This window comes from Streptomyces sp. NPDC048506, assembly GCF_040651315.1.
Classification (GTDB): domain Bacteria; phylum Actinomycetota; class Actinomycetes; order Streptomycetales; family Streptomycetaceae; genus Streptomyces.
Window position 1 is genome coordinate 67,237 of sequence record NZ_JBEZIX010000026.1, and the last position, 19,878, is coordinate 87,114.

Consider the following 19,878-nt stretch of genomic DNA (forward strand, 5'->3'; position numbering starts at 1 on the left):
GCCTTCGACTACGGACTACGGACCGGCGTGCGGGTCCAGGGAGTTCGGCTGTCGGATGCGGACGCCGGGGGCCGGGACGGCGGTGGCCGCGCAGGCCACCGCGCGGGGGCCGGCGGGCAGATCCCGGACGTAGGCGACCCCTCCGGGGTAGGCCAGGGACGCGGGGACCACGACCTTGCCGTCCCGTGCCTCGCTCAGCGCGTCGATCTCGTCGGCGGTGGCCAGACCACCGCGGCCGGTCAGCCGCAGGGCCGCCTCCTTACGGGTCCACAGCTGCGCCAGCCGGTGTGCCCGCCGGGCCGCAGGGGACTCCTGTACGTAGCGGCGCTCCAACGGGGTGAAGGGGAGCAGCAGTTCGCCGATCGGCCCGTGCGGCACGGTGTGCACGGACAGGGCCACGGGGAGGTCCCGGGTCACGGCGAGGAGCTGCCGGTCCCGGTCCGTGGCGATGCCGAGGCAGAGCCGGGCTCCGGGAGGCCAGCCGGTGACGGCGGGCGGTTCGGCGGACACCGGGCGGCCGAAGCCGTCGCGAATGACCGGAATATCGGCGGGAGAGCACTGTAGTAATCGGCCGAGAAAGTCGGCCAAACACGCGGTTTCGCGAATGTCGCCGACTGCGGGCGAGAATATGTGTAAGAATCCGTCGGCTAATTCGGAGGGTGCGCATGTACGCCGGACACCGCCCCCACCAGGCACGTTTGCACTTTTCGCCGGAGTTTCGATACTGCCCTCATGGTTGAGTGAGTGCGCGCCACAGAAAGGCTCGTCCCCCCGCATAGATCCCCTCGCACCATGTCTCCTTTCCACGGGAAGATTGCGCCCGAGAAAGCAGTGCACTGAGTCGATTTGATTTACCCTCCGGAGATCCTCAAGGTAACCCTGGTCTATGCCTGCGTCAACAAGCAACGGCCGAAAATCAACTTAGGTTTACTGTCGATCATTACCACATTTCGCCAAGTCAAGCCCTCGTCAGGGCCCTTGGGCCTCACTTCGACAGCGGATCGAGCAGGGTCCGACCCCCCGTTGAAGAGTGGTTGATCCGTTGGCGAACTGCCCCGATCCACCGTTGCACGCAATCTGACTTCTCTTCAAAAGCCTTGGGGGCATGTGCTCCTGCCGGACGGTGCGGGGCCCGGCAGGAGCACACCGGACACGGGTCCGGCGCGGGGCGCACGGCACGGGCACGCCTCAGGAGGCCAACTGCTTCTCCACCCGGAGCACTATGTCCAAAACCCTACGCATGTCCTTCATCTCCTCTTCGGGCAGGGCGATCCCGAAGCGCTCCTCGGCCACAACGATGACCTCGGCCATCGCCAGGGAGTCCACGTCCAACTCCTCGACCAGGGACTTCTCCTCGGTCACCTCGGACGGCAGTACGCCTGCCACCTCGTTGAGGATCTCGGCGAGCTGAGCCACGATCTCTTCGCGGGTCGGGACGGTCATCACGGCCACCTCTCTGCGTAATGCGGGGTGTTACGGGTCGGGTGCGGAGCCCCGGGGCCATGCGGGTCGGCCGCGGGGCGCGGGGTGTACGGGACGTTCGGGGTGTACGGGACGCACGGAGCGAGGCAGGGCGGAGCGGGGCGGCGCGTACCGGCGTCGGTCCGGCCCGGCTCGGGCCCGGTGGCCCGCGAGGACCGCTGCCGCCACCTCCGGCGCGACACAGGGATCCTCCATGACACAAGAGTCACTCTCATGACTGTGCTTGACTATTCTAGTCAACTGGAGGTCGGATAGGTTGTCAACGTTGGCCTTTCAAGACCCAGGTCGGACAAAGCTCCTGAGCTGCTTTCAGCACTTCTGAGCTATTTTTAGCGCTTCTGAGTTACGTTCTGTGACTCTGGAGTCGAGAACGAGTCAGACGGAGGAACCGCATGAGCGGTCTGCTCGACGGAAAGCGGCTGGTCGTCACTGGTGTGATCACCGAGCGTTCGATCGCCTATGCGGTGGCGCGGCTCGCCCAGGAAGAGGGAGCCAAGATCGTCCTCACCGCCTACGGACGGCCGAGCCTGGTGGCCCGGCTCGCCCGGCGGCTGCCGGAGGAGCCCCCCGTGGTGGAGTTGGACGTCACCGACGAAGCGCAGCTCAGCACCCTCGCCGACCGGGTCGGCGCCCACCTCGACGGACTCGACGGCGTCCTGCACTCGGTCGCCAACGCCCCCGCCAACTGCCTGGACGGCGGCTTCCTGACCGCCCCCTGGCGCGATGTGTCCGCCGCCCTGCACACCTCGACGTACTCCCTGGTGGCACTCGCCATGGCCTGCCGCCCGCTGCTGCGCCCCGGCGCCTCGGTCGTCGGCGTGGACTTCGACGCCTCCCGCGCCTGGCCCGGCTACGACTGGATGGGCGTGGCCAAGGCGGGACTTGAGGCCTGCTCCCGCTACCTGGCACGCGACCTCGGCGGACAGGGTATCCGGGCCAACCTCGTCGCCGCCGGCCCGCTGCGCACCCTGGCCGCCCGCGGCATCGGCGGCGACGGCCCGTCCTTCGAGAAGGGCTGGGCGGCCCGCGCCCCCCTGGGCTGGGACCCCGAGGACGCCGAGCCGGTCGCCCGCACCTGCGTGGCCCTGTTGTCGGACTGGCTGCCCGCCACGACCGGCGAGATCGTCCACGCGGACGGTGGCCGCCACATGATCGGCGACTGACCGGCCATGGCGGAGAGACCGGCGCCGCCGCCCGAGCCCGCCCCGGCGGGTCACGGCTCCCTGCGCTGCGGCCCGTACGCCCTCGACCGGGCGGGGATCGCCGCCTTCGCCGCCGCGCTCGGTGACCCCCACCCGGCGTACACCGACCCGGCCGCCGCCCGCGCCCTCGGTCATCCCGACGTCATCGCACCGCCCACCTACCTGGCCACCCTCGCCGCCCGGGCCGAAGACCAACTCCTCAGCACCCGACCGGACTTCACCACCACCGACGGCGCCGTGCACCGCTCCCAGACGCTGCGCCACGCCCGGCCGGCACACGCCGGCGACACCCTGTACGCCACCGTCCGCCTCGCCGGCGTCACCGTGCTCGCGGGCCGCCGGCTGCTCACCGTCGACTGCGAGTTCCACGACGCGGACGGGCTGTGGGTGGCCACCACCACCTCCTCGATGCTGTGCCCGGCCACCCCCGAGTGGCCCGTGCGGCGCCCCCTCGACCCCCAGGGATCGGAGCAGCACCCATGACCGACACCATCGCCCCTCCGGTCGCCGCCGCCCGGCTCGTCGACGGCACCTCCGCCCCGCTCGGCGACACCGGGCACCTCGACGGCCCCGCGCTCGACCGCCGGGTGCAGACCACCGCACACGCCCTGCACGACCTCGGCGTACGGGCCGGGGACCGGGTCCTGGTGCAGGGCGACAACAGCGTCGACTACGTCCTGACGCTGCTGGCCCTGATGCAACTGGACACCTCGCTGATCCCACTCGACCACCGGCTCTCCGCGGCCGACGCCGACGCCGCGGCCCGCCAGGCGCGGGCGCGTTGGTTGGTCACCGCCGCCGACCGCGCCGCAGGCTTCCCCGGCCTCCCCGACCGGCGCGTCATCCACTACCCGCGGTTGACCGTCGACGCCCCGCCGGCACCGCCCGCGGACGTGGACCTGACCCGCTGGTTCCGCCGCCCCGACGCCCTCGTCCTGTGGTCCTCGGGCACCACCGGGCGCCCCAAAGGCATCGTCAAGCCCGGCCGGGCCGTCCTCGACAACTCGCTGCGCACCATCGAAGCCATGGGCTACCGCACCGACGACGTACTCGCGCCGCTGCTGCCCTTCTCCCACCAGTACGGGCTCTCCGTCATCCTGCTGTGGTGGCTGGCCCGTTGCACCCTGTTGGTCACCCCCTACCAGCGGCTCGATGCGGCCGCCACCCAGGCCGCCGCGCACGGCGCCACCGCGGTGGACGCCGCGCCGTCCACGTACCACTCGCTGCTGGGCGTGGTACGACGCCGCCCCGAGGTGCGCGCCGGGCTCGCGGGCGTGCGGATATGGGGCGTCGGCGGCGCACCGCTGCCGGCCCCGCTGGCCGAGACCTTCCACACGACGATGGGCCGCCCCCTGCTGGACGGCTACGGTCTGACGGAACTCGGCAATGTCGCACTGGCCACCCCCGACACACCGCACGGCTGCGGGCGCCCGCTGCCCGGCGTACGGCTGCGGGTGCGGCGCCCCGACGGCAGCGCTGCCGACCCGGGCGAGCTCGGCGGCATCGAGGTGCGTTCCCCCGGGCTGATGGCCGGCTACCTCCAGGAGGACGGCTCGCTCACGCCCGTCGACCCCGACGCCTGGTATCCGACGGCCGACCGGGGCAGTGTCGACGCGGACGGCGTCGTACGAGTGGTGGGCCGCAATCAGGCCGTGCACCGCTTCGGTTTCACGCTCTACCCCGAGAGCCTGGAACGCCGCGCCGAGGCCTGTGGCCGCCCGGTCAAGGTGCTGGCGGTCGAGGACCAACGCCGCGGCAGCGCACTGCACTTCGTGGTCGCGGACCCTGAGGGCGAGGCCCCGCTCACCTGGCGCCGGCGACTCGCCGAGCACCTGTCGGAGTACGAACAGCCCAATGCGGTCCATGTCGTCGACCACTTCCCACTCACGGCCAACGGCAAGCCGGACGCACGGGCATTGCGTGCGCAGCTGGGGCTGGAGGAGGAGGTGGGTCCGGGACCGGTGCCCCGGTCGGGGGCCGAGCGGTAGCGCTCGGGCGCTTGATCTGGGGGCTGTCGTCCTTGGGGCTGTCGTCCTTGGCGCTGTCGTCCTTCGGGCGGTTGAACTACGGGCGCTCTACCGGTGGTTCACGGCCGGGGATGTTTCACGTGAAACATCGCTACGTCGTCATCGCCTCGCCGTCGTCATCGGCCCTACGTGTCCATGAGCTTCGTCGTCTTCACGGCCTTCGTCGTCTCTGCGACCCGCACGGGCTTCGCCGTCTTCGGCTGGGTTGTCTTCGGCTGGGTCGTCTTCGGCTGGCTCTTCGTCTGCGTCGTGTGCGTCGTCCTCGTACGGATCGCATGCGTCGGGCGTCGTGGTCGTGTACGTCGTCCGCGTACTGATCTCACGCGCCGTGGGCATCGCCCGTGCCGTGGAGGTCAGTTGTGTCAGTTGTGTCAGTTACATCGGTTGCGTCGGTTACATCGGCTACGTCAGTTGCGTCGTCTGCGTTCGCTCTGCTCGGCGCGCTGTGGTCACGCGCTGTCCCGCTCACTTCGGGGCCGGCGGGCCTGCATCGGGAACCGCTCGGGAACCGCTCGGGAACTGCTGCCGCCCGGCTCAGATGGTGCGGGCGGTGTGCGCATGGCGACGGGCCGCCGGGATGAGCCCGCGAAGCGCGTCCGCGGACGAGCCGATGCGCGGGTCGGCTCCGCTGCGGCCGGTGGTCAGCGGCTCGATGCGGCGGCTGCGCAGCCCCGGCGAGGCTCCGTGCGCCTCGGCGCTGATGCGCTGCTTGATCGTCGGCGGCAGCTCCGGGTAGACGAACGCCCAGCCGGCGGACCAGCCCTGGTCGTACAGCGGCACCGAGCGCGGGGCCGGCACGCTGGGCACGGGCTTGGCGGCCGGGGCCGCAGGGGTCCCCGCATCCGGGTCGCGGTCCGGCTTGGTGCAGTGCACCGCCTTGGGACCCTCGCCGCCCGGGACATCGGTGCCCGCACTCCCGTTGTCCAGGGTCTGCTCGTACAGTGCGGCCTCGCGGCGCGCGGCCGACGCCGGCGCGGAGACACCCAGCGATGCCAACAGCTTGCCGAGAACGGCAAGGCACACCGCCCAGAACTTCATGACCTTGGTCGCAGCCATGGTCCCCTCACTTTCGGTCAGGATCTCCCCGAGAGATCCGTTGCTTCTTCTGCGCTTGCGTCTCGCTGTGTTGCGCGTACTTCTGTTGCGCTGCCTCAGTTGCGCCGCTCCGCTCGCATCGCTTACTTTGCGCCGCTTCTGTTGCGTTTTCTTATGATGAGTACGCAATGAGAGGATTCACGGACCGACGCCCCCGGATCGGCGTTCTTCCGATGAACACCACCCGTCCGCAGTAACGATCACGACCGAACCGCAGGTCGGAGCGGGTCGGGGGCACCGGTCGACCGCTCGCTGGATGCCGTTTCGCGCACGGTGGGCGGGGTGCCGGCGGATGCGCGCGGCGGATTCTCGGGTTATGGCGATCGTCGGGGTCAACGGGCAAGGCCCCGACGGCCGGCGGCGACGGGTGCCGCCATGCGGCAATGCGCCGGCTCAGGCCGGTGTCGACTCTCCGCTGCGGGCCATCTCGGCCATGATCCGGACGGCCTCGGGTTCGGGGGTGCCGGGCGGGATGATCATGAGGTCCCAGCGCCCGTTGCCCGGGGAGACCAGGCAGACGGTGTCCTGGCCCGCGCGGCCGGTGGTCCTGCGGAGGCGCACCACATGGCCGGCGACGAGGATGTGGGCGGGGAGCGCGGGCCAGGCCGCGCCGTTCACCGTGGCGTGGGTGATCCGCGGCCAGTCGAAGGGCAGCGCGGTCAGCAGCTCGGGGAGTTCGGCCAGCAGATCGGCCGAGTGCGGCCACCAGACGCCGTCGATGCGCCGCACCGTGTCGGTGTGCGGGGCGATGGTCAGGCGGGCGACCGGCGGTGGGGCGTGGTGCGGGGGCCGGGCGAGGTCGGCAGGGTCCGCCGGGCCGGTGGTCATGCGGTGCTCCTGATGCGGCGGGCCGCCACCCTGGCGGGGTCGGGCCAGTGCACGTCCCAGACCCAGCCGAGGCGTTCGAAGAGCCGGATGACGGCGGCGGACACATCGATCTGCCCGCGGTCGACGCCGTGCCGGGCGCACGTGGGATCGGCGTGGTGCAGGTTGTGCCAGCTCTCGCCGAACGAGAGCAGGGCCAGCGGCCAGAGGTTGGTCGCCCGGTCGTGGCGCCGGGTGCGGAACGGCCGCTCCCCGACGATGTGGCAGAGCGAATTGACGCTCCAGGTGACGTGGTGCAGCAGCGCGATCCGGATGAACCCGGCCCACAGCAGGGCGGTCAGCCCGGTGGTCCAGGTGCCGCCGAGCGCCCAGCCGAGGGCGAACGGCAGGCCGAGCGTGAGCAGGCACAGCGCGGGGAACGCCCGGTCCACGGCCCGGATGCCGCGGTCGGCGAGCAGGTCGGGGGCGAAGTGCCGGTGCGAGGTGGGGTCGTTGCCGAAGAGCCAACCGATGTGCGAGTGGACCAGTCCGCGCAGTTGCCCGCGCAGGCTGGTGCCGTAGCGGTAGGGGGAGTGCGGGTCGCCGGGGCGGTCGGTGAAGGCGTGGTGGCGACGGTGGGTGGCGACCCAGTCGATCACGTCGCCCTGGAAGCTGAGCGATCCGGCGACGGCGAGCGCGATGCGCAGCGCGGGGGCGGCGGTGTAGCTGCGGTGGGTGAGGCCGCGGTGGAAGCCGATCGTGACGCCCAGGCCGGTGATGACGTAGAAGACGGCCAGCAGAACCAGGTCGGTGGGGTGGACGACGCTGCCCCACAGGAGCGGGATGGCGACGGCCAGGCCGACGAAGGGGGCGACGACGATGATGCCGGTGACCGTGACGTACATCCGCCGGCCGCCGCTCGGCGGGGGTTCGTCGCGGTTGCCGGGGAAGGGCGAGGTTCCGTCGTAGTCCTGGGCCGACGGGACGGTGCGAGCGGTGGAGGTCACAGGTCGTTTCCCGCCTTGCTGGAGGGGGGCGCCGGTGGGCCGGCCAGGTGCGGTTCGGAGGGGACTTCGCCGTGCGACCTCTTGTGCCTCCGCTGCCGCAGCGCCTGCTTCCAGTCCGCGTACCGATGGGTGGCCATCCGTCCCGCCTGCTGGGCATTGACCCGGGCGATGAACAGGGCCCCCAGCACGACCAGCGCCAGCAGCACGACCACGGTCAACAGAGTCTGCATGGTGCTCACCTCACGGAGTCCCTCGGTATCCCTGGGCATCGTTCGGTGTTTCCGGTGCCTTCACGGTACCCCGCAGCAGCCCGGCAAATCCCCCCATAGAACCCGATACTCCCCGCGCTGCCTGCGGCGCAGCCGACAGGCGAGGCGCACCCCCTCCCTCGGGGGCCACGCGGAGCCAATATCTACAACACTGTAGATTTTACTTCCACATGACCATTGCTTAACCAACGGAGGAGATTCCCATGGCCCTGTGGGATCGGATCAAGGATTCCGCGCAGACGATGCAGTCCCAGCTCATCGCCAGGAAGAACGACCTCAGGAGCGGCGCCTTCCGGGACGCCAGCATGGCGATGTGCGCCCTGGTGGCCGCCGCCGACGGCACCGTCGACCCGTCGGAGCGCCGACGGGTGGCGCAGCTCATCGCCACCAACGAGGTGTTGCAGAACTTCGCCGCGGACGACCTCCAGCGCCGCTTCGACGGCTACCTCGACAAGCTGACCGCCGACTTCGACTTCGGCAAGGTGAGCGTGTTGCAGGAGGTCGGCAAGGTGAAGAAGAAGCCGACAGAGGCGCGCGCCGTGATCCAGATCGGCATCGTGATCGGTGGCGCGGACGGGGACTTCGACTCCACGGAGCAGGCGCTGGTGCGCGAGGTGTGCTTCGCGCTGGGCATCGCCCCGGCGGAGTTCGACCTCTGAGGAACCGGAACCGGGCGCCACGGGGGAGGGGTACGGGCGGACGCCGCACGCCCCTCCCCCGCAAGGCCCCGGGCTCAGACGTTGACGCCGAAGTCCGCGGCGATCCCCGCCAGGCCGGACGCATAGCCCTGGCCCACGGCACGGAACTTCCACTCCGCGCCGTGCCGGTAGAGCTCCCCGAAGACCATCGCGGTCTCGGTCGAGGCGTCCTCGCTCAGGTCGTAACGGGCCAGCTCGGCCCCGTCCGCCTGATTGACGACGCGGATGAACGCATTGCGCACCTGACCGAAACTCTGGCCCCGACTCTCCGCCTCGTGGATGGAGACCGGGAAGACGATCTTCGTGATCTCGGCGGGCACGCCGGTCAGCGTGACGTTGAGGGACTCGTCGTCCCCCTCGCCCTCACCGGTCAGGTTGTCGCCGGTGTGCTGCACCGAGCCGTCCGGGCTGGTGAGGTTGTTGTAGAAGACGAAGTGCGCGTCCGAGGCGACCTTGCCCGTCTCGGTGCACAGCAGTGCACTGGCATCCAGGTCGTAGTCGGCACCCGTCGTCGTCCGTACGTCCCAGCCGAGACCGACCGTGACCGCGGTCAGTCCGGGCGCTTCCTTCGACAAAGAGACGTTGCCGCCCTTGGCCAGCGAGACTCCCATGGCTTCCCTCCAGGTATTGCCTGTGTTCCGGGTCGAGTCCAAAATCTACAGGAGTGTAGAAGTTCGGGCGCGGAGTCCGCGGCACCGGGGAACGCGCCCGGATGCCACCGCCCGGATCCGGCCACTCAGTAAAATGCGCCGACGTCCCGGCCTCGGGACGCCCGGCGCGATGGGAGGCGACAGCATGGGCGGCAAGCCCTTCGGTAAGGCGCTGGGCGTCGGCGGCACCCCGGGCCGGCCACGGCTGGGCGACCTCGGCGACTCCGGACGGGAGCGCGCCCGCCGACGCGGCCAGGGGCAGCTGGAGGCCCAGGTACTGGCGGCGCTGCACCACGCTCCGGGCCCGGTCACCGCCTCCTGGGTGCAGGAGCGACTCGGCGACGACCTCGCGTACACGACCGTGATGACGATCCTGTCCCGGCTGCACGCCAAGCAGGCCGTCACCCGCGAGCGGTCCGGCCGCGCCTATGTGTGGACCCCGGCCGCCGACGAGGCCGGACTCGCCGCGCTGCGGATGCGCCGCGTCCTGGACGGCGAACCGGACCGGGACGCCGTCCTGACCAGCTTCGTCTCCGCGCTCTCGGCACACGACGAGCAGCTGCTGCGCACCCTCCTCGACCGCGCCACCGACGGCGAGCCCGCCGCGGAGCCTGCCCCTGCCACGGAGCCTGCCCCTGCCGCGGCCCCGGACACCGACACCGACACCGACACCGGCACCGGCACCGACGCCCAGTACCCCTCGGACGAAGCGCGCGGAGGCTGACCGGTGGGCGTCTTCGTGTTCCTGCCGCTCGTCCTGCCGCTCACCGCCCTGCCGATCGCCCGACTCGCCGAGCAGCATCTCCACCCGCGCGCCACCACCCGCCTGCTGACCCTGCTCGCCGCCGTCCTCGGCCTGTGCAGCACGCTCTGCCTGGCGCTGCTGATGGTCGTGGGCACCGCCCAACTGCCGGGCAACCCGCTGCCCGACGGCTGGTCGGACCCGGAGGTGCGGGCGGCGGTCCCGTACGCCGAGGTCGTCGGGGCCGCCGCGATCCCGCTGCTGGCCGGGGCCCTGCTGGTGTGCGGCGCCGCGCTGCGCCGGCACCGCCGGATCCGGATCCGTACGCACCGCGCGCTGGACGTGCTGCCGGCCGGCGCCGACCCGGCCGTGCTGCCGGACGACGATCCGTACGCCTACGCCGTGCCCGGCACCCCGGCCCGCCCCGGTCGGCCGGCCAGGCCGGGCCGGATCGCGGTCTCCCGCGGGATGCTGCGCAGCCTCGACGACGACGAGCGGCGCGCCCTGTTCGCCCATGAGCGGGCGCACCTGAACTGCGGTCACCACCGCTATCTGCTCGCCGTACGGCTGGCCGGCTGCGTCAACCCGCTGCTGCTGCCGCTGCGTTCCGCGGTCGCCTTCGCCACCGAGCGCTGGGCGGACGAGGAGGCGGCGCGGGTGGTCGGCGACCGAAGGCTGACCGCCCGCGCGGTGGGCAAGGCGGCGCTGATCGCGCGACCAGCGCCGCAACCGGAGCTGGCGCACTTCGCAGCCCCCGAACCGGGTCCGGTGCCGCGCCGGGTGGCGGCGCTGCTCGCTCCCGTACCGCCGGCACGGCAGTGGCCGCCGGCGCTGACGCCCGCGGGTCTGGCCGCCCTGATGGCCGCCGCCGGCACCGCCGCCTCCGCGCTCTCCGCGCTCAACGCCGCGGTGGCGCTGTTCCTCGTCCTCAAGGCGGCCACTCCCCTCTAATGCGTACCGCTTCCCCCGGATTGCCCTGGAATTTCGGAGGATCGCGGGGTTCCCCCTGCGCCCCGTACGCGGTTCCCGAGGCGATGAACGCCCTCTACGGGCACACTGATCCCCTGACCCCCAACTGGGCATGCACCACACACCGTTGTGCGCGGTGCACAGCGGGCAACTTCTACAAACCTGTAGAAGTTGCCGGTAGAGTTGCGCGCACACATGCGCAACGGGCGCGGGCGGAGGGGGAGATGGCGACGAGGTGCGGACTCCTGAGCTGGGACTGCCCGCCTCCAGAGGCGGAGGTGCGATGGGTCTATCAGCCCGTGGAGGTCCAATATCCGGACGGCAGCTGGGAGTTGGGCCGGATCAGCGCCTGGTGGACGGACGGTGCCGGCGAGCTGTGGTGCCGGCTGCGCACCCTGCCCGGCGGCGACGGGCCGCAGTGGCGACGCTACGACCCCGAGTCCATCCGGCTCCTGCCCAGCACCGGCATCTGATCGGCCACCTGCGCCCGTCTCCACTGCCACTGCCGCTGCCGCTGCCGCTTTCACTGCCGCTTCCCGTGAACGTGGTTTCACGTGAAACCGCCCCCTCCCCCGTACCGCACCCCTCGCATCACCCGCACAACCAGCACCAGAAGGGCCTTCGGCGTGCATGACAGGCAGACGCACCAGCAGACGGCCCGACGGGGCGGCGGCACACCCGGCCCGGCCCGTAGCGACGACGCCACCCGTCCCGCCGGTGACGGCTCGCGCCGTCGGTCTTCCGACTCCTCCCGACGGGCCGGCGGCTCCCGCCGGGCGCCCTCGTCGGGCCGGGCGGGCGGCTCGGGCGGCGTCCGGATGACCCGGCGCGGCCGCATCGTCGCCTGGACCGGCGGCGTCATCGGCGTCCTGCTGCTCGGCACGGCCGGTGTCGGCGTATGGGTCTACCAGCACCTCGACGGGAACATCCACGGCGCGGACATCAGCGTCGACGGCGCCCGGCCGGTCAACCTCAGCCCCGGCTCCAAGAACATCCTGGTCGTCGGCTCCGACAGCCGCGCGGGCGCCAACGCCAAGTACGGCAAGGGCCTGACCACCATGCAGTCGGACACCCTGCTGGTGCTGCACATCGCCGCCAACCACAAGTGGGCCACCGCGGTGTCCTTCCCCCGCGACTCATGGGTGCCGATCCCCGCCTGCACCCGCGGCAACGGTTCGAAGTCGACCCCGCACCACTTCAAGATCAACGAGGCGTTCTCCATCGGCGGCGACAGCGGCGACATCCGCAAGGCCGCCGCCTGCACCATCAAGACCGTCGAGAAGAACACCGGTCTGCGCATCGACCACTTCACCTCGGTCGACTTCCAGGGCTTCAAGGGCATGGTCAACGCCCTGGGCGGCATCGAGGTCTGCCCCAAGCACGCCATCCACGACAAGAAGGCCCACCTGGACATGGCGGCGGGCTGCCAGAACGTCCAGGACGAGAAGGCGCTCGGCTACGTCCGCACCCGCTACAGCGTCGGCGACGGCTCCGACCTCGGACGCATCGGCCGCCAGCAGGAGTTCATGAAGGCCCTGGCCTCCAAGGCGCAGTCCAAGCTGACCAGCCCGGGCGAGCTCTACGACTTCCTGGACTCGGCGACCAAGTCCCTCACCACCGACAAGGACCTGGCCGGCCTCAAGCCGCTCTACGATCTGGCCTCGACGGTCAAGGACATCCCCTCCGACCGCCTGACCTTCCTCACCGTCCCCAACTACTACCGTGAGGCCGACGTCCCCACCGACAAGGCCAATGTGGTCTGGCAGTACCCGCAGGCCACCGAGTTGTTCAGCGACCTCGCCCACGACCGCGAGATCGGCGCCGCCGGAAAGCAGCGGTTCGCCGAGGCGGCCAAGAATCCGATCACCGCGCACTCGGTCCAGGTCCGTGTGCTCAACGGCACCGGCACCCCCGGCCAGGCCGCCTCCGCCGCCGAACAGCTGCGCAAGCTCGGCTTCACGGTCATCGCCACCGGCAACGCCCCCGCGACGGACAAGACCACCCTCAGCTACCCCGCCGCGCTCAAGGCCCAGAGCGAGGTGCTCGCCGCACGTCTGCCCGGCACCAAGACGACGGAGTCGACCACCGCGGCACCGGGCGCGGTGACGCTGACGATCGGACCGGACTTCGCTTCGGAGGTCGGCGGTTAGGGATCAGGGGGCAGGAGTCAGCCACCCCTTGCTGACGGCTGGCAGCTGACGGCCGACGTGGGTGCCGTGCGGACACACGATGCCGTCGGCCGGACGTCCCCCGATGCTGCCCGGTCGACTTCTACCCGCGCTTTATACCGGCGCCTTCTGCCTGCGCGGTCTGACCGTGCCGTCAGGCGTGCAGCCGCTCCACCGGCTGCGCGGTGTGCACCTCGATGTCGTGCGCGGCCCGCTGTAGCAGTTGATGGCTGAGGTGCGACATCGCCCTGGCCACCGCCAACTCGTCGCCGATGGCGGGGACGTTCTCGTCGGCGGGGTTGCAGCGCGCCGTCCCCTGGCCGACCATCTGTCCGCCTTCCTTGCCGCGCAGCCTGGCCTCGGCCCGGACCTCGCTGTCGGTCTCGGTGATGGTGATCTCGGCGTTCCATGTCTTCGTGGTCACCGGAAGCCTCCTCGTACTCGTACGCCCCATACGCAGCACAGGACCTGCCCCACAGAAATCCTCGCACCGCAGCTCACGGGCCGCACCTGGGGATCACCGCACCCCAAGAGTGGGGTTTACCCCATGGTGCGGTCCGTCGACGGCGTCGTAACGTGATCTCCGTGGCTCTGGGGCGGGGGACCGTCCGGCCACGACAGCAACGACAGAGCACTTCGGGGGATTTCATGGACAAGCGCGCCCGCATCATCGGGATCGTGGCGGTGGCCTGCATCGGGGCGTGGGGCATCAGCAGCTGCGGGCTGTCACCCAGCAAGAACTTCAAGGACGACGCCACGATCTCGAAGAAGATCACGGCCATCCGGCTCGACGGCGACTCGGGCAGCGTCACGATCCGCGGCGGAAAGGCCGGCGGCACGGTCTCGGTCCACCGCTCGGTCACGTACCAGGGCGACCGGCCGGAGGGCGCGACGCAACGGGTGGAGGACGGTGTCCTGATGCTCGGCGGCTGCGGCGAGAAGTGCTCGGTGAACTACACGGTCGAGGTGCCGGCCGGCCTCCCGGTGAGCGGCAATACCTCCAACGGAGCGGTGGACCTGACCGCGGTGGGCACGGTGAACGTCACCACCAGCTCCGGAGCCATCGAGCTGAACGACATCGCCGGCGCGGTCGACGTGCACACCTCCAACGGCCAGATCAGGGGACGGGGCCTGTCGGGCAGCCACATCACCGCCGAGACCTCCAACGGGGAGATCGACCTCACCCCGGCCACCGCACAGAGCGTCCGGGCGGAGACGACCAACGGCTCCATCACGGTCAAGGTGCCCAAGGGCCACTACCGCATATCCACCCGGACCAGCAACGGCGACAAGAACATCTCCGTGGCCAACGACCCGGCGGGGCGCTACCGACTCGACCTGACCACCAGCAACGGCGACATCACCGCGACGTCGGCCTGACGCGGCGGGGAAGGGGACCCCGACTACCACGTCGGATTGCCGCCGGACCTCGGCCGCCATCCGCGCTGGACTGGTGGGCATCGCATTCGCTCGCCCACCAGGACGGAACGCCCAGCCATGTCCCCTGGCAGAAACCCCGCACCGACCGCGACCGACCACGACCCGACGGCCACCCCCACCCCTGCTCGCTCGACACCTCCGCACCACTCGACCCATTCCTCTCCCTCCCCCTCACCCTCCTCTCTTTCCTCTCCCTCCTCCCCTTCGGGCCCGTCGCCCGACGTCCCGCCCCCTGGCTCCGGACTCCGGGGCTGGCTCGCGGTGGTCGCCGTGATGCTGGGGATCTTCTCCATCGTCACCACCGAGATCCTGCCGATCGGCCTGCTGACGGCCATCGGGCACGACTTCGGCGTCTCGGACGGTACGGCGGGGCTGATGATGACCACGCCCGGCGTGCTGGCGGCCGTTGCGGCGCCCACGGTCACCCTGGCGACCGCCCGCGTCGACCGGCGGCTGATGCTGTGCGCCCTGGTCCTGCTGCTGGCGGTGGCGAACTTCCTCGCCGCGGGCGCACCCGGCTACGGGCTCGTCCTGCTCTCCCGCGTCCTGGTCGGCATCGTCGTCGGCGGCTTCTGGTCGATCGGGGCCGGGCTGGCGGAGCGGCTGGTGCGGCCCGAAGCGGTGGGGCGGGCGACCGCGGTGATCTTCTCCGCGGTGCCGCTGGGGTCCGTGCTCGGTGTGCCCGCCGGCACCTACATCGGCGACCTCGCCGGCTGGCGGACGGCGTTGGTGGTGACGGGCGCGCTGGCGCTGGCGGTGTTCGCGCTGACGGCACTGGTGACGCCCGCCCTCCCCGCCGTCGGCCGGGCCACCCGCCCCCATGTCCTGCGGGCCGTGGCGCGTCGCACGCACACCCGCTTCGCGCTGCTGGTGACGTTCCTGATCGTGTTGGCGCACTTCGGTACGTACACGTACGTGACGCCGTTCCTGGAACGGGTCACCCGGGTCACCTCCCCCGGGGTGATCACGCTCTTCCTGCTGATCTACGGGGCGGCCGGGATCGTCGGGAACTTCCTGGGCGGTGCGACGGTGCGCCGCCGGCCGCGGGCCACGCTCGGCGTCGCGGCGGGGCTGCTCGCCGCCGCGACGCTGCTGCTCCCGGTGGTGGGGCTCGGGGACGTCGGCGCGCTGGCGCTGCTGATCGTGTGGGGCATCGGCTACGGCGCGGTGCCGGTCTCGGTGCAGGCCTGGTTCGCCCGGTCCGCCCCGGACGCCCCGGAGGCGGCCTCGGTGCTGTTCACCGCGTCCTTCCAGGCGACCATCTCCCTCGGGGCGCTCGCCGGCGGGGCTGTACTGGACAGCACGTCCCCGTCGGCGGTCATGACGATCGGCGGGGCCACCGCGGTCCTGGTGGTGCTGGTGGCGTGGCTGCATTTCGCCAAGGGGCCGCAGTGGCCCGGACCCGCCGCCTGAGCCCGCCCAGTCGCCTGAGCCCGCCCCGCCCGCTGCCCGCCGTGCCGTCCGCCGGGAGGCCCGACCGTCGTCCGCCGGGCACCACCTGCTGCCTATCACGCCGTCCGCCGGGAGGATCGCCCGGTGGACGGCACGCACGGCGGACGGTCCGTCAGTCCTCCCCCTCCAGCTCGCCCTCCGTCTCCAGGAAGGCCTCGCGCAGCGCCGCCAGCGTCTCGGCGTCCGGCTTCTCCCACATGCCGCGGGACTCGGCCTCCAGGAGGCGTTCGGCGATGCCGTGCAGGGCCCAGGGGTTGGCTTCCTGGAGGAAGGCGCGGTTCTCCGGGTCGAGGACGTAGGTCTGGGCGAGCGTGTCGTACATCCAGTCGGCGACCACGCCCGTGGTGGCGTCGTAGCCGAACAAGTAGTCCACGGTGGCGGCGAGTTCGAAGGCGCCCTTGTAGCCGTGGCGGCGCATCGCCTCGATCCAGCGGGGGTTGACGACCCGGGCGCGGAAGACCCGGGAGGTCTCCTCGACCAGGGTCCTGGTGCGGACCGTCTCGGGGCGGGTGGAGTCGCCGATGTACGCCTCGGGTGCCTTGCCCCGCAGCGCCTTGACGGTGGCGACCATGCCGCCGTGGTACTGGAAGTAGTCGTCGGAGTCGGCGATGTCGTGCTCGCGGGTGTCGGTGTTCTTCGCGGCGACCGCGATCCGCTTGTACGCCGTCTCCATCTCCTCGCGGGCGGGGCGGCCTTCGAGGCCGCGGCCGTAGGCGTAGCCGCCCCAGACGGTGTAGACCTCGGCCAGATCGGCGTCGGTGCGCCAGTCGCGGGAGTCGATCAGTTGCAACAGGCCCGCACCGTAGGTGCCGGGTCGGGAGCCGAAGATGCGGGTGGTGGCGCGGCGTTCGTCGCCGTGGGCGGCCAGGTCGGCCTGGGTGTGGGCCCGTACGAAGTTCTCCGCGGCCGGCTCGTCGAGCCCGGCGGCCAGCCGTACGGCGTCGTCGAGGAGGCCGATGACGTGTGGGAACGCGTCCCGGAAGAAGCCCGAGATGCGCAGCGTGACGTCGACGCGGGGGCGGCCGAGCTCGGCGAGCGGGATCGGCTCCAGGCCGTTGACGCGGCGCGAGGCGTCGTCCCATACGGGGCGGACGCCCAGCAGGGCGAGGGCCTCGGCGACGTCGTCGCCGCTGGTGCGCATCGCGCTGGTGCCCCACAGCGACAGCCCGACCGACTGCGGCCAGTCGCCGTTGTCGGCGCGGTAGCGCTCCAGCAGCGACTCGGCGAGGGCCTGGCCGGTCTCCCAGGCGAGGCGGGAGGGGACGGCCTTCGGGTCGACGGAGTAGAAGTTCCGGCCCGTCGGCAGGACGTTGACCAGGCCGCGGAGCGGGGAGCCGGAGGGGCCGGCCGGGACGAAGCCGCCGTTCAGCGCGTGCACGGCGTGGTCGATCTCATCGGTGGTGGCGGCGAGGCGCGGGACGACCTGGTGGGCGGCGAAGTCGAGGACGTCGGCGACCGCGGTCGGGTGGCCGTCGGCGACCCGGGCGACCGCGGCCGGGTCCCAGTCCGCGTCCTCCATCGCCTGGACCAGGGCGCGCGCGGTCTCCTCGGCCTGGTCGGCGGTGGTGCGGGTGGCCGCGGACTCGTCCAGCCCGAGCGCCTCGCGCAGGCCGGGCAGGGCCGAGGTGCCGCCCCAAATCTGGCGGGCGCGGAGGATGGCGAGGACGAGGTTCACCCGCGCCTCGCCAGTCGGCGCCCCGCCCAGGACGTGCAGTCCGTCGCGGATCTGGGCGTCCTTGACCTCGCACAGCCAGCCGTCGACGTGCAGCAGGAAGTCGTCGAAGCCCTCGTCGTCGGGGCGTTCGTCCATGCCCAGGTCGTGGTCGAGCTTGGCGGCCTGGATCAGGGTCCAGATCTGGGCGCGGATGGCGGGCAGCTTGGCCGGGTCCATCGAGGCGATCGACGCGTACTCGTCGAGCAGCTGCTCCAGGCGCGCGATGTCGCCGTAGGACTCGGCGCGGGCCATCGGCGGGACGAGGTGGTCGACGAGGGTGGCGTGCACCCGGCGCTTGGCCTGGGTGCCCTCGCCGGGGTCGTTGACCAGGAAGGGGTAGACGAGGGGCAGGTCGCCGAGGGCGGCGTCCGGGCCGCAGGCGGCGGACAGACCGGCGTTCTTGCCCGGCAGCCACTCCAGGTTGCCGTGCTTGCCGAGGTGGACCATGGCGTCCGCGCCGAAGCCGCCGTCGGCGGCGGGGGCCGCGATCCACCGGTAGGCGGCCAAGTAGTGGTGCGAGGGCGGCAGATCGGGGTCGTGGTAGATCGCGATCGGGTTCTCGCCGAAGCCGCGCGGCGGCTGGATGAGGATCAGCAGATTGCCGCGGCGCAGGGCGGCGAGCACGATGTCGCCCTCGGGGTTCCGGCTGCGGTCGACGAACATCTCGCCGGGCGGCGGCCCCCAGTGCTCCTCGACGGCGTCGCGGAGCTCCTGCGGGAGGGTGGCGTACCAGCGCCGGTAGTCGGCGGCCGGGATGCGGACGGGGTTGCGGGCCAGCTGTTCCTCGGTGAGCCACTCCTGGTCGTGGCCGCCGGCCTCGATCAGGGCGTAGATCAGCTCGTCGCCGTCGCCCGAGGCGAGGCCGGGGACCTCTTCGGTGCCGAAGTCGTAGCCCTCGGAGCGCAGGCGGCGGAGGAGGGCGACGGCGCTGGCGGGGGTGTCCAGGCCGACCGCGTTGCCGATCCGGGAGTGCTTGGTCGGGTAGGCGGACAGCACCAGCGCGAGCCGCTTCTCCGCGGCCGGGATGTGGCGCAGCCGGGCGTGGCGTACGGCGATGCCGGCGACCCGTGCGGCGCGCTCGGGGTCGGCGACGTACACCGGGAGGCCGTCCTCGTCGACCTCCTTGAAGGAGAACGGGACGGTGATCAGGCGGCCGTCGAACTCGGGGACGGCGATCTGCGAGGCGGCGTCCAGCGGGGAGAGCCCCTCGTCGTTCTCCTCCCAGGCGCTGCGCGGCCCGGTCAGGCACAGGGCTTGCAGGATCGGCACGTCGAGGGCGGCCAGCGCGCCGGCGTCCCAGGCCTCGTCGTCGCCGCCGGCGGAGGCCTCGGCGGGCTTGGTGCCGCCGGCGGCGAGGACGGTGGTGACGATGGCGTCGGCGGCGCCGAGCGCCTCGATCAACTCGGCTTCGGGGGCCCGGAGGGAGGCGACGAAGAGCGGCAGCGGCCGGCCGCCGGCCGCTTCGATCTGTTCGCACAGGGCCCGTACGAAGGCGGTGTTGCCGCTCATGTGGTGCGCGCGGTAGTAGAGCACGGCGATGGTGGGGCCGCTGTCGGTGCGCGGCTCCCACTCCAGGGGGCCCCAGGTGGCCGCGGCCGCGGGCGGTTCGAAGCCGTGGCCGGTCAGCAGCACCGTGTCGGAGAGGAAGCGGGCGAGCTGGTCGAGGTTGGCGGGGCCGCCGTGCGCGAGGTAGGCGTGTGCCTCGGCGGCGATGCCGACCGGGACCGTGGACTGCTCCATGAGCTGGGCGTCCGGGGCCTGTTCACCGGTGAGCACGACGACCGGCCGGTGCTGGTCCTCGGCGAGCAGCAGGTCCAGGCCCTCCTGCCAGGCACGGATGCCGCCGAGCAGGCGCACCACGACCAGGTCGGTGCCCTCCAGCAGCGCGGGCAGTTCGTCGACGTCGAGGCGGGCGGGGTTGGCGAGCCGGTACGGCACCGGGCCGGTGGCCGCGCGGGCACTGAGCAGGTCGGTGTCGGAGGTCGACAGCAGCAGGAGCATGCGAGCGCAGGCCTTCCTCGGGGTGTCCGCGCCCCGGGTGGTCGTAAGGACGGCGGGAGTTCCTGGCTCACCCGGCACCGGCCGGGTTCACAGTGGCGGGACCGCGCCGGATTCACACCGGGCTTCCTCCCTCGGGCCCTGGGGCCCGGCGCCGTCGC

General features: G+C 71.8%; 19 protein-coding genes and 1 riboswitch. Of the genes, 10 read left to right on the forward strand and 9 right to left on the reverse strand.

What is annotated here, in order from left to right:
• Nucleotides 1-15 precede the first annotated feature (15 nt).
• Together AB0C96_RS21950 and AB0C96_RS21955 are read right to left on the reverse strand one after the other, a co-directional pair.
• A complete protein-coding gene (locus tag AB0C96_RS21950; RefSeq protein ID WP_362919363.1) occupies nucleotides 16-588 on the reverse strand; it encodes a 4'-phosphopantetheinyl transferase superfamily protein in 573 nt (190 codons plus the stop codon).
• A 600-nt stretch (nucleotides 589-1,188) separates the two neighbouring features.
• On the reverse strand, nucleotides 1,189-1,443 hold the full coding sequence (locus tag AB0C96_RS21955; protein WP_362919364.1) for an acyl carrier protein: 255 nt from the start codon (nucleotides 1,441-1,443) through the stop codon (nucleotides 1,189-1,191).
• 431 nt (nucleotides 1,444-1,874) lie between these two features.
• Between AB0C96_RS21955 and fabI the strand changes: the two genes are divergently transcribed.
• From fabI to AB0C96_RS21970, 3 genes are read left to right on the forward strand one after another with little or no spacing between them, the layout of a single operon-like run.
• Nucleotides 1,875-2,645, forward strand: coding sequence for an enoyl-ACP reductase FabI (gene fabI, locus AB0C96_RS21960; protein WP_362919365.1), 771 nt, complete (start codon nucleotides 1,875-1,877; stop codon nucleotides 2,643-2,645).
• Between the two features lie 6 nt (nucleotides 2,646-2,651).
• Nucleotides 2,652-3,167 (forward strand): MaoC family dehydratase, encoded by a 516-nt coding sequence (locus AB0C96_RS21965; RefSeq protein ID WP_362919366.1) that lies wholly within the window; start codon nucleotides 2,652-2,654, stop codon nucleotides 3,165-3,167.
• Nucleotides 3,164-4,672 carry a class I adenylate-forming enzyme family protein gene (locus AB0C96_RS21970; protein WP_362919367.1) on the forward strand — a complete coding sequence of 503 codons (1,509 nt, stop codon included), beginning with the start codon at nucleotides 3,164-3,166 and terminating at the stop codon, nucleotides 4,670-4,672. Before AB0C96_RS21965 ends, AB0C96_RS21970 begins: the two co-directional genes overlap by 4 nt.
• A 573-nt stretch (nucleotides 4,673-5,245) precedes the next feature.
• Here AB0C96_RS21970 and AB0C96_RS21975 read toward each other — a convergent pair.
• From AB0C96_RS21975 to AB0C96_RS21990, 4 genes are all read right to left on the reverse strand, one after another.
• Nucleotides 5,246-5,767, reverse strand: a complete 522-nt coding sequence (locus tag AB0C96_RS21975) for a DUF6344 domain-containing protein (protein ID WP_362919368.1) — start codon at nucleotides 5,765-5,767, stop codon at nucleotides 5,246-5,248.
• A gap of 432 nt (nucleotides 5,768-6,199) precedes the next feature.
• The gene (locus AB0C96_RS21980; protein ID WP_362919369.1) at nucleotides 6,200-6,634 is read right to left on the reverse strand and encodes a DUF5994 family protein; all 435 of its coding nucleotides are present in this window, start codon (nucleotides 6,632-6,634) and stop codon (nucleotides 6,200-6,202) included.
• Nucleotides 6,631-7,617 carry an acyl-CoA desaturase gene (locus tag AB0C96_RS21985; protein WP_362919370.1) on the reverse strand — a complete coding sequence of 329 codons (987 nt, stop codon included), beginning with the start codon at nucleotides 7,615-7,617 and terminating at the stop codon, nucleotides 6,631-6,633. Before AB0C96_RS21985 ends, AB0C96_RS21980 begins: the two co-directional genes overlap by 4 nt.
• On the reverse strand, nucleotides 7,614-7,847 hold the full coding sequence (locus tag AB0C96_RS21990) for a hypothetical protein (protein ID WP_362919371.1): 234 nt from the start codon (nucleotides 7,845-7,847) through the stop codon (nucleotides 7,614-7,616). Before AB0C96_RS21990 ends, AB0C96_RS21985 begins: the two co-directional genes overlap by 4 nt.
• A 242-nt stretch (nucleotides 7,848-8,089) precedes the next feature.
• On the opposite strand from AB0C96_RS21990, the gene AB0C96_RS21995 reads away from it, so the two are divergent.
• On the forward strand, nucleotides 8,090-8,545 hold the full coding sequence (locus tag AB0C96_RS21995) for a TerB family tellurite resistance protein (RefSeq protein WP_362919372.1): 456 nt from the start codon (nucleotides 8,090-8,092) through the stop codon (nucleotides 8,543-8,545).
• Between the two features lie 74 nt (nucleotides 8,546-8,619).
• Here AB0C96_RS21995 and AB0C96_RS22000 read toward each other — a convergent pair whose 3' ends face one another.
• Nucleotides 8,620-9,195 (reverse strand): TerD family protein, encoded by a 576-nt coding sequence (locus tag AB0C96_RS22000; RefSeq protein WP_362919373.1) that lies wholly within the window; start codon nucleotides 9,193-9,195, stop codon nucleotides 8,620-8,622.
• Nucleotides 9,196-9,439: 244 nt separating this feature from the next.
• Here AB0C96_RS22000 and AB0C96_RS22005 point away from each other — a divergent pair, with 244 nt between their 5' ends.
• The 4 genes from AB0C96_RS22005 to AB0C96_RS22020 all read left to right on the forward strand — a co-directional run bounded on the left by AB0C96_RS22005 (nucleotide 9,440) and on the right by AB0C96_RS22020 (nucleotide 13,095).
• On the forward strand, nucleotides 9,440-9,958 hold the full coding sequence (locus AB0C96_RS22005) for a BlaI/MecI/CopY family transcriptional regulator (RefSeq protein WP_362919414.1): 519 nt from the start codon (nucleotides 9,440-9,442) through the stop codon (nucleotides 9,956-9,958).
• Between the two features lie 3 nt (nucleotides 9,959-9,961).
• On the forward strand, nucleotides 9,962-10,927 hold the full coding sequence (locus AB0C96_RS22010; RefSeq protein WP_362919374.1) for a M56 family metallopeptidase: 966 nt from the start codon (nucleotides 9,962-9,964) through the stop codon (nucleotides 10,925-10,927).
• 242 nt (nucleotides 10,928-11,169) lie between these two features.
• Nucleotides 11,170-11,418, forward strand: a complete 249-nt coding sequence (locus tag AB0C96_RS22015) for a hypothetical protein (RefSeq protein WP_362919375.1) — start codon at nucleotides 11,170-11,172, stop codon at nucleotides 11,416-11,418.
• 345 nt (nucleotides 11,419-11,763) lie between these two features.
• On the forward strand, nucleotides 11,764-13,095 hold the full coding sequence (locus tag AB0C96_RS22020) for an LCP family protein (RefSeq protein WP_362919415.1): 1,332 nt from the start codon (nucleotides 11,764-11,766) through the stop codon (nucleotides 13,093-13,095).
• 172 nt (nucleotides 13,096-13,267) lie between these two features.
• Here AB0C96_RS22020 and AB0C96_RS22025 read toward each other — a convergent pair whose 3' ends face one another.
• The gene (locus AB0C96_RS22025) at nucleotides 13,268-13,567 is read right to left on the reverse strand and encodes a DUF1876 domain-containing protein (RefSeq protein WP_362919376.1); all 300 of its coding nucleotides are present in this window, start codon (nucleotides 13,565-13,567) and stop codon (nucleotides 13,268-13,270) included.
• A 194-nt stretch (nucleotides 13,568-13,761) separates the two neighbouring features.
• Here AB0C96_RS22025 and AB0C96_RS22030 point away from each other — a divergent pair, with 194 nt between their 5' ends.
• Both AB0C96_RS22030 and AB0C96_RS22035 read left to right on the forward strand, forming a co-directional pair.
• Nucleotides 13,762-14,493 (forward strand): DUF4097 family beta strand repeat-containing protein, encoded by a 732-nt coding sequence (locus AB0C96_RS22030; RefSeq protein WP_362919377.1) that lies wholly within the window; start codon nucleotides 13,762-13,764, stop codon nucleotides 14,491-14,493.
• 333 nt (nucleotides 14,494-14,826) lie between these two features.
• Complete coding sequence (locus AB0C96_RS22035) at nucleotides 14,827-15,966, forward strand: MFS transporter (RefSeq protein ID WP_362919416.1); 1,140 nt, start codon at nucleotides 14,827-14,829, stop codon at nucleotides 15,964-15,966.
• A gap of 151 nt (nucleotides 15,967-16,117) precedes the next feature.
• On the opposite strand, the gene cobN is transcribed toward AB0C96_RS22035, so the two are convergent.
• The gene (gene cobN / locus AB0C96_RS22040) at nucleotides 16,118-19,720 is read right to left on the reverse strand and encodes a cobaltochelatase subunit CobN (RefSeq protein ID WP_362919378.1); all 3,603 of its coding nucleotides are present in this window, start codon (nucleotides 19,718-19,720) and stop codon (nucleotides 16,118-16,120) included.
• A gap of 56 nt (nucleotides 19,721-19,776) precedes the next feature.
• A riboswitch (cobalamin riboswitch) is annotated at nucleotides 19,777-19,849 on the reverse strand.
• Between the last annotated feature and the right edge of the window lie 29 nt (nucleotides 19,850-19,878).

Bases quoted from the DNA above. Each gene is read 5' to 3' on its own strand.
- AB0C96_RS21955 (WP_362919364.1), bottom strand. From the start codon at position 1,443: ATGACCGTCCCGACCCGCGAAGAGATCGTGGCTCAGCTCGCCGAGATC.
- fabI (WP_362919365.1), top strand. From the start codon at position 1,875: ATGAGCGGTCTGCTCGACGGAAAGCGGCTGGTCGTCACTGGTGTGATC.
- AB0C96_RS21965 (WP_362919366.1), top strand. From the start codon at position 2,652: ATGGCGGAGAGACCGGCGCCGCCGCCCGAGCCCGCCCCGGCGGGTCAC.
- AB0C96_RS21970 (WP_362919367.1), top strand. From the start codon at position 3,164: ATGACCGACACCATCGCCCCTCCGGTCGCCGCCGCCCGGCTCGTCGAC.
- AB0C96_RS21975 (WP_362919368.1), bottom strand. From the start codon at position 5,767: ATGGCTGCGACCAAGGTCATGAAGTTCTGGGCGGTGTGCCTTGCCGTT.
- AB0C96_RS21980 (WP_362919369.1), bottom strand. From the start codon at position 6,634: ATGACCACCGGCCCGGCGGACCCTGCCGACCTCGCCCGGCCCCCGCAC.
- AB0C96_RS21990 (WP_362919371.1), bottom strand. From the start codon at position 7,847: ATGCAGACTCTGTTGACCGTGGTCGTGCTGCTGGCGCTGGTCGTGCTG.
- AB0C96_RS21995 (WP_362919372.1), top strand. From the start codon at position 8,090: ATGGCCCTGTGGGATCGGATCAAGGATTCCGCGCAGACGATGCAGTCC.
- AB0C96_RS22000 (WP_362919373.1), bottom strand. From the start codon at position 9,195: ATGGGAGTCTCGCTGGCCAAGGGCGGCAACGTCTCTTTGTCGAAGGAA.
- AB0C96_RS22015 (WP_362919375.1), top strand. From the start codon at position 11,170: ATGGCGACGAGGTGCGGACTCCTGAGCTGGGACTGCCCGCCTCCAGAG.
- AB0C96_RS22020 (WP_362919415.1), top strand. From the start codon at position 11,764: ATGACCCGGCGCGGCCGCATCGTCGCCTGGACCGGCGGCGTCATCGGC.
- AB0C96_RS22025 (WP_362919376.1), bottom strand. From the start codon at position 13,567: ATGGGGCGTACGAGTACGAGGAGGCTTCCGGTGACCACGAAGACATGG.
- AB0C96_RS22030 (WP_362919377.1), top strand. From the start codon at position 13,762: ATGGACAAGCGCGCCCGCATCATCGGGATCGTGGCGGTGGCCTGCATC.
- AB0C96_RS22035 (WP_362919416.1), top strand. From the start codon at position 14,827: ATGCTGGGGATCTTCTCCATCGTCACCACCGAGATCCTGCCGATCGGC.
- cobN (WP_362919378.1), bottom strand. From the start codon at position 19,720: ATGCTCCTGCTGCTGTCGACCTCCGACACCGACCTGCTCAGTGCCCGC.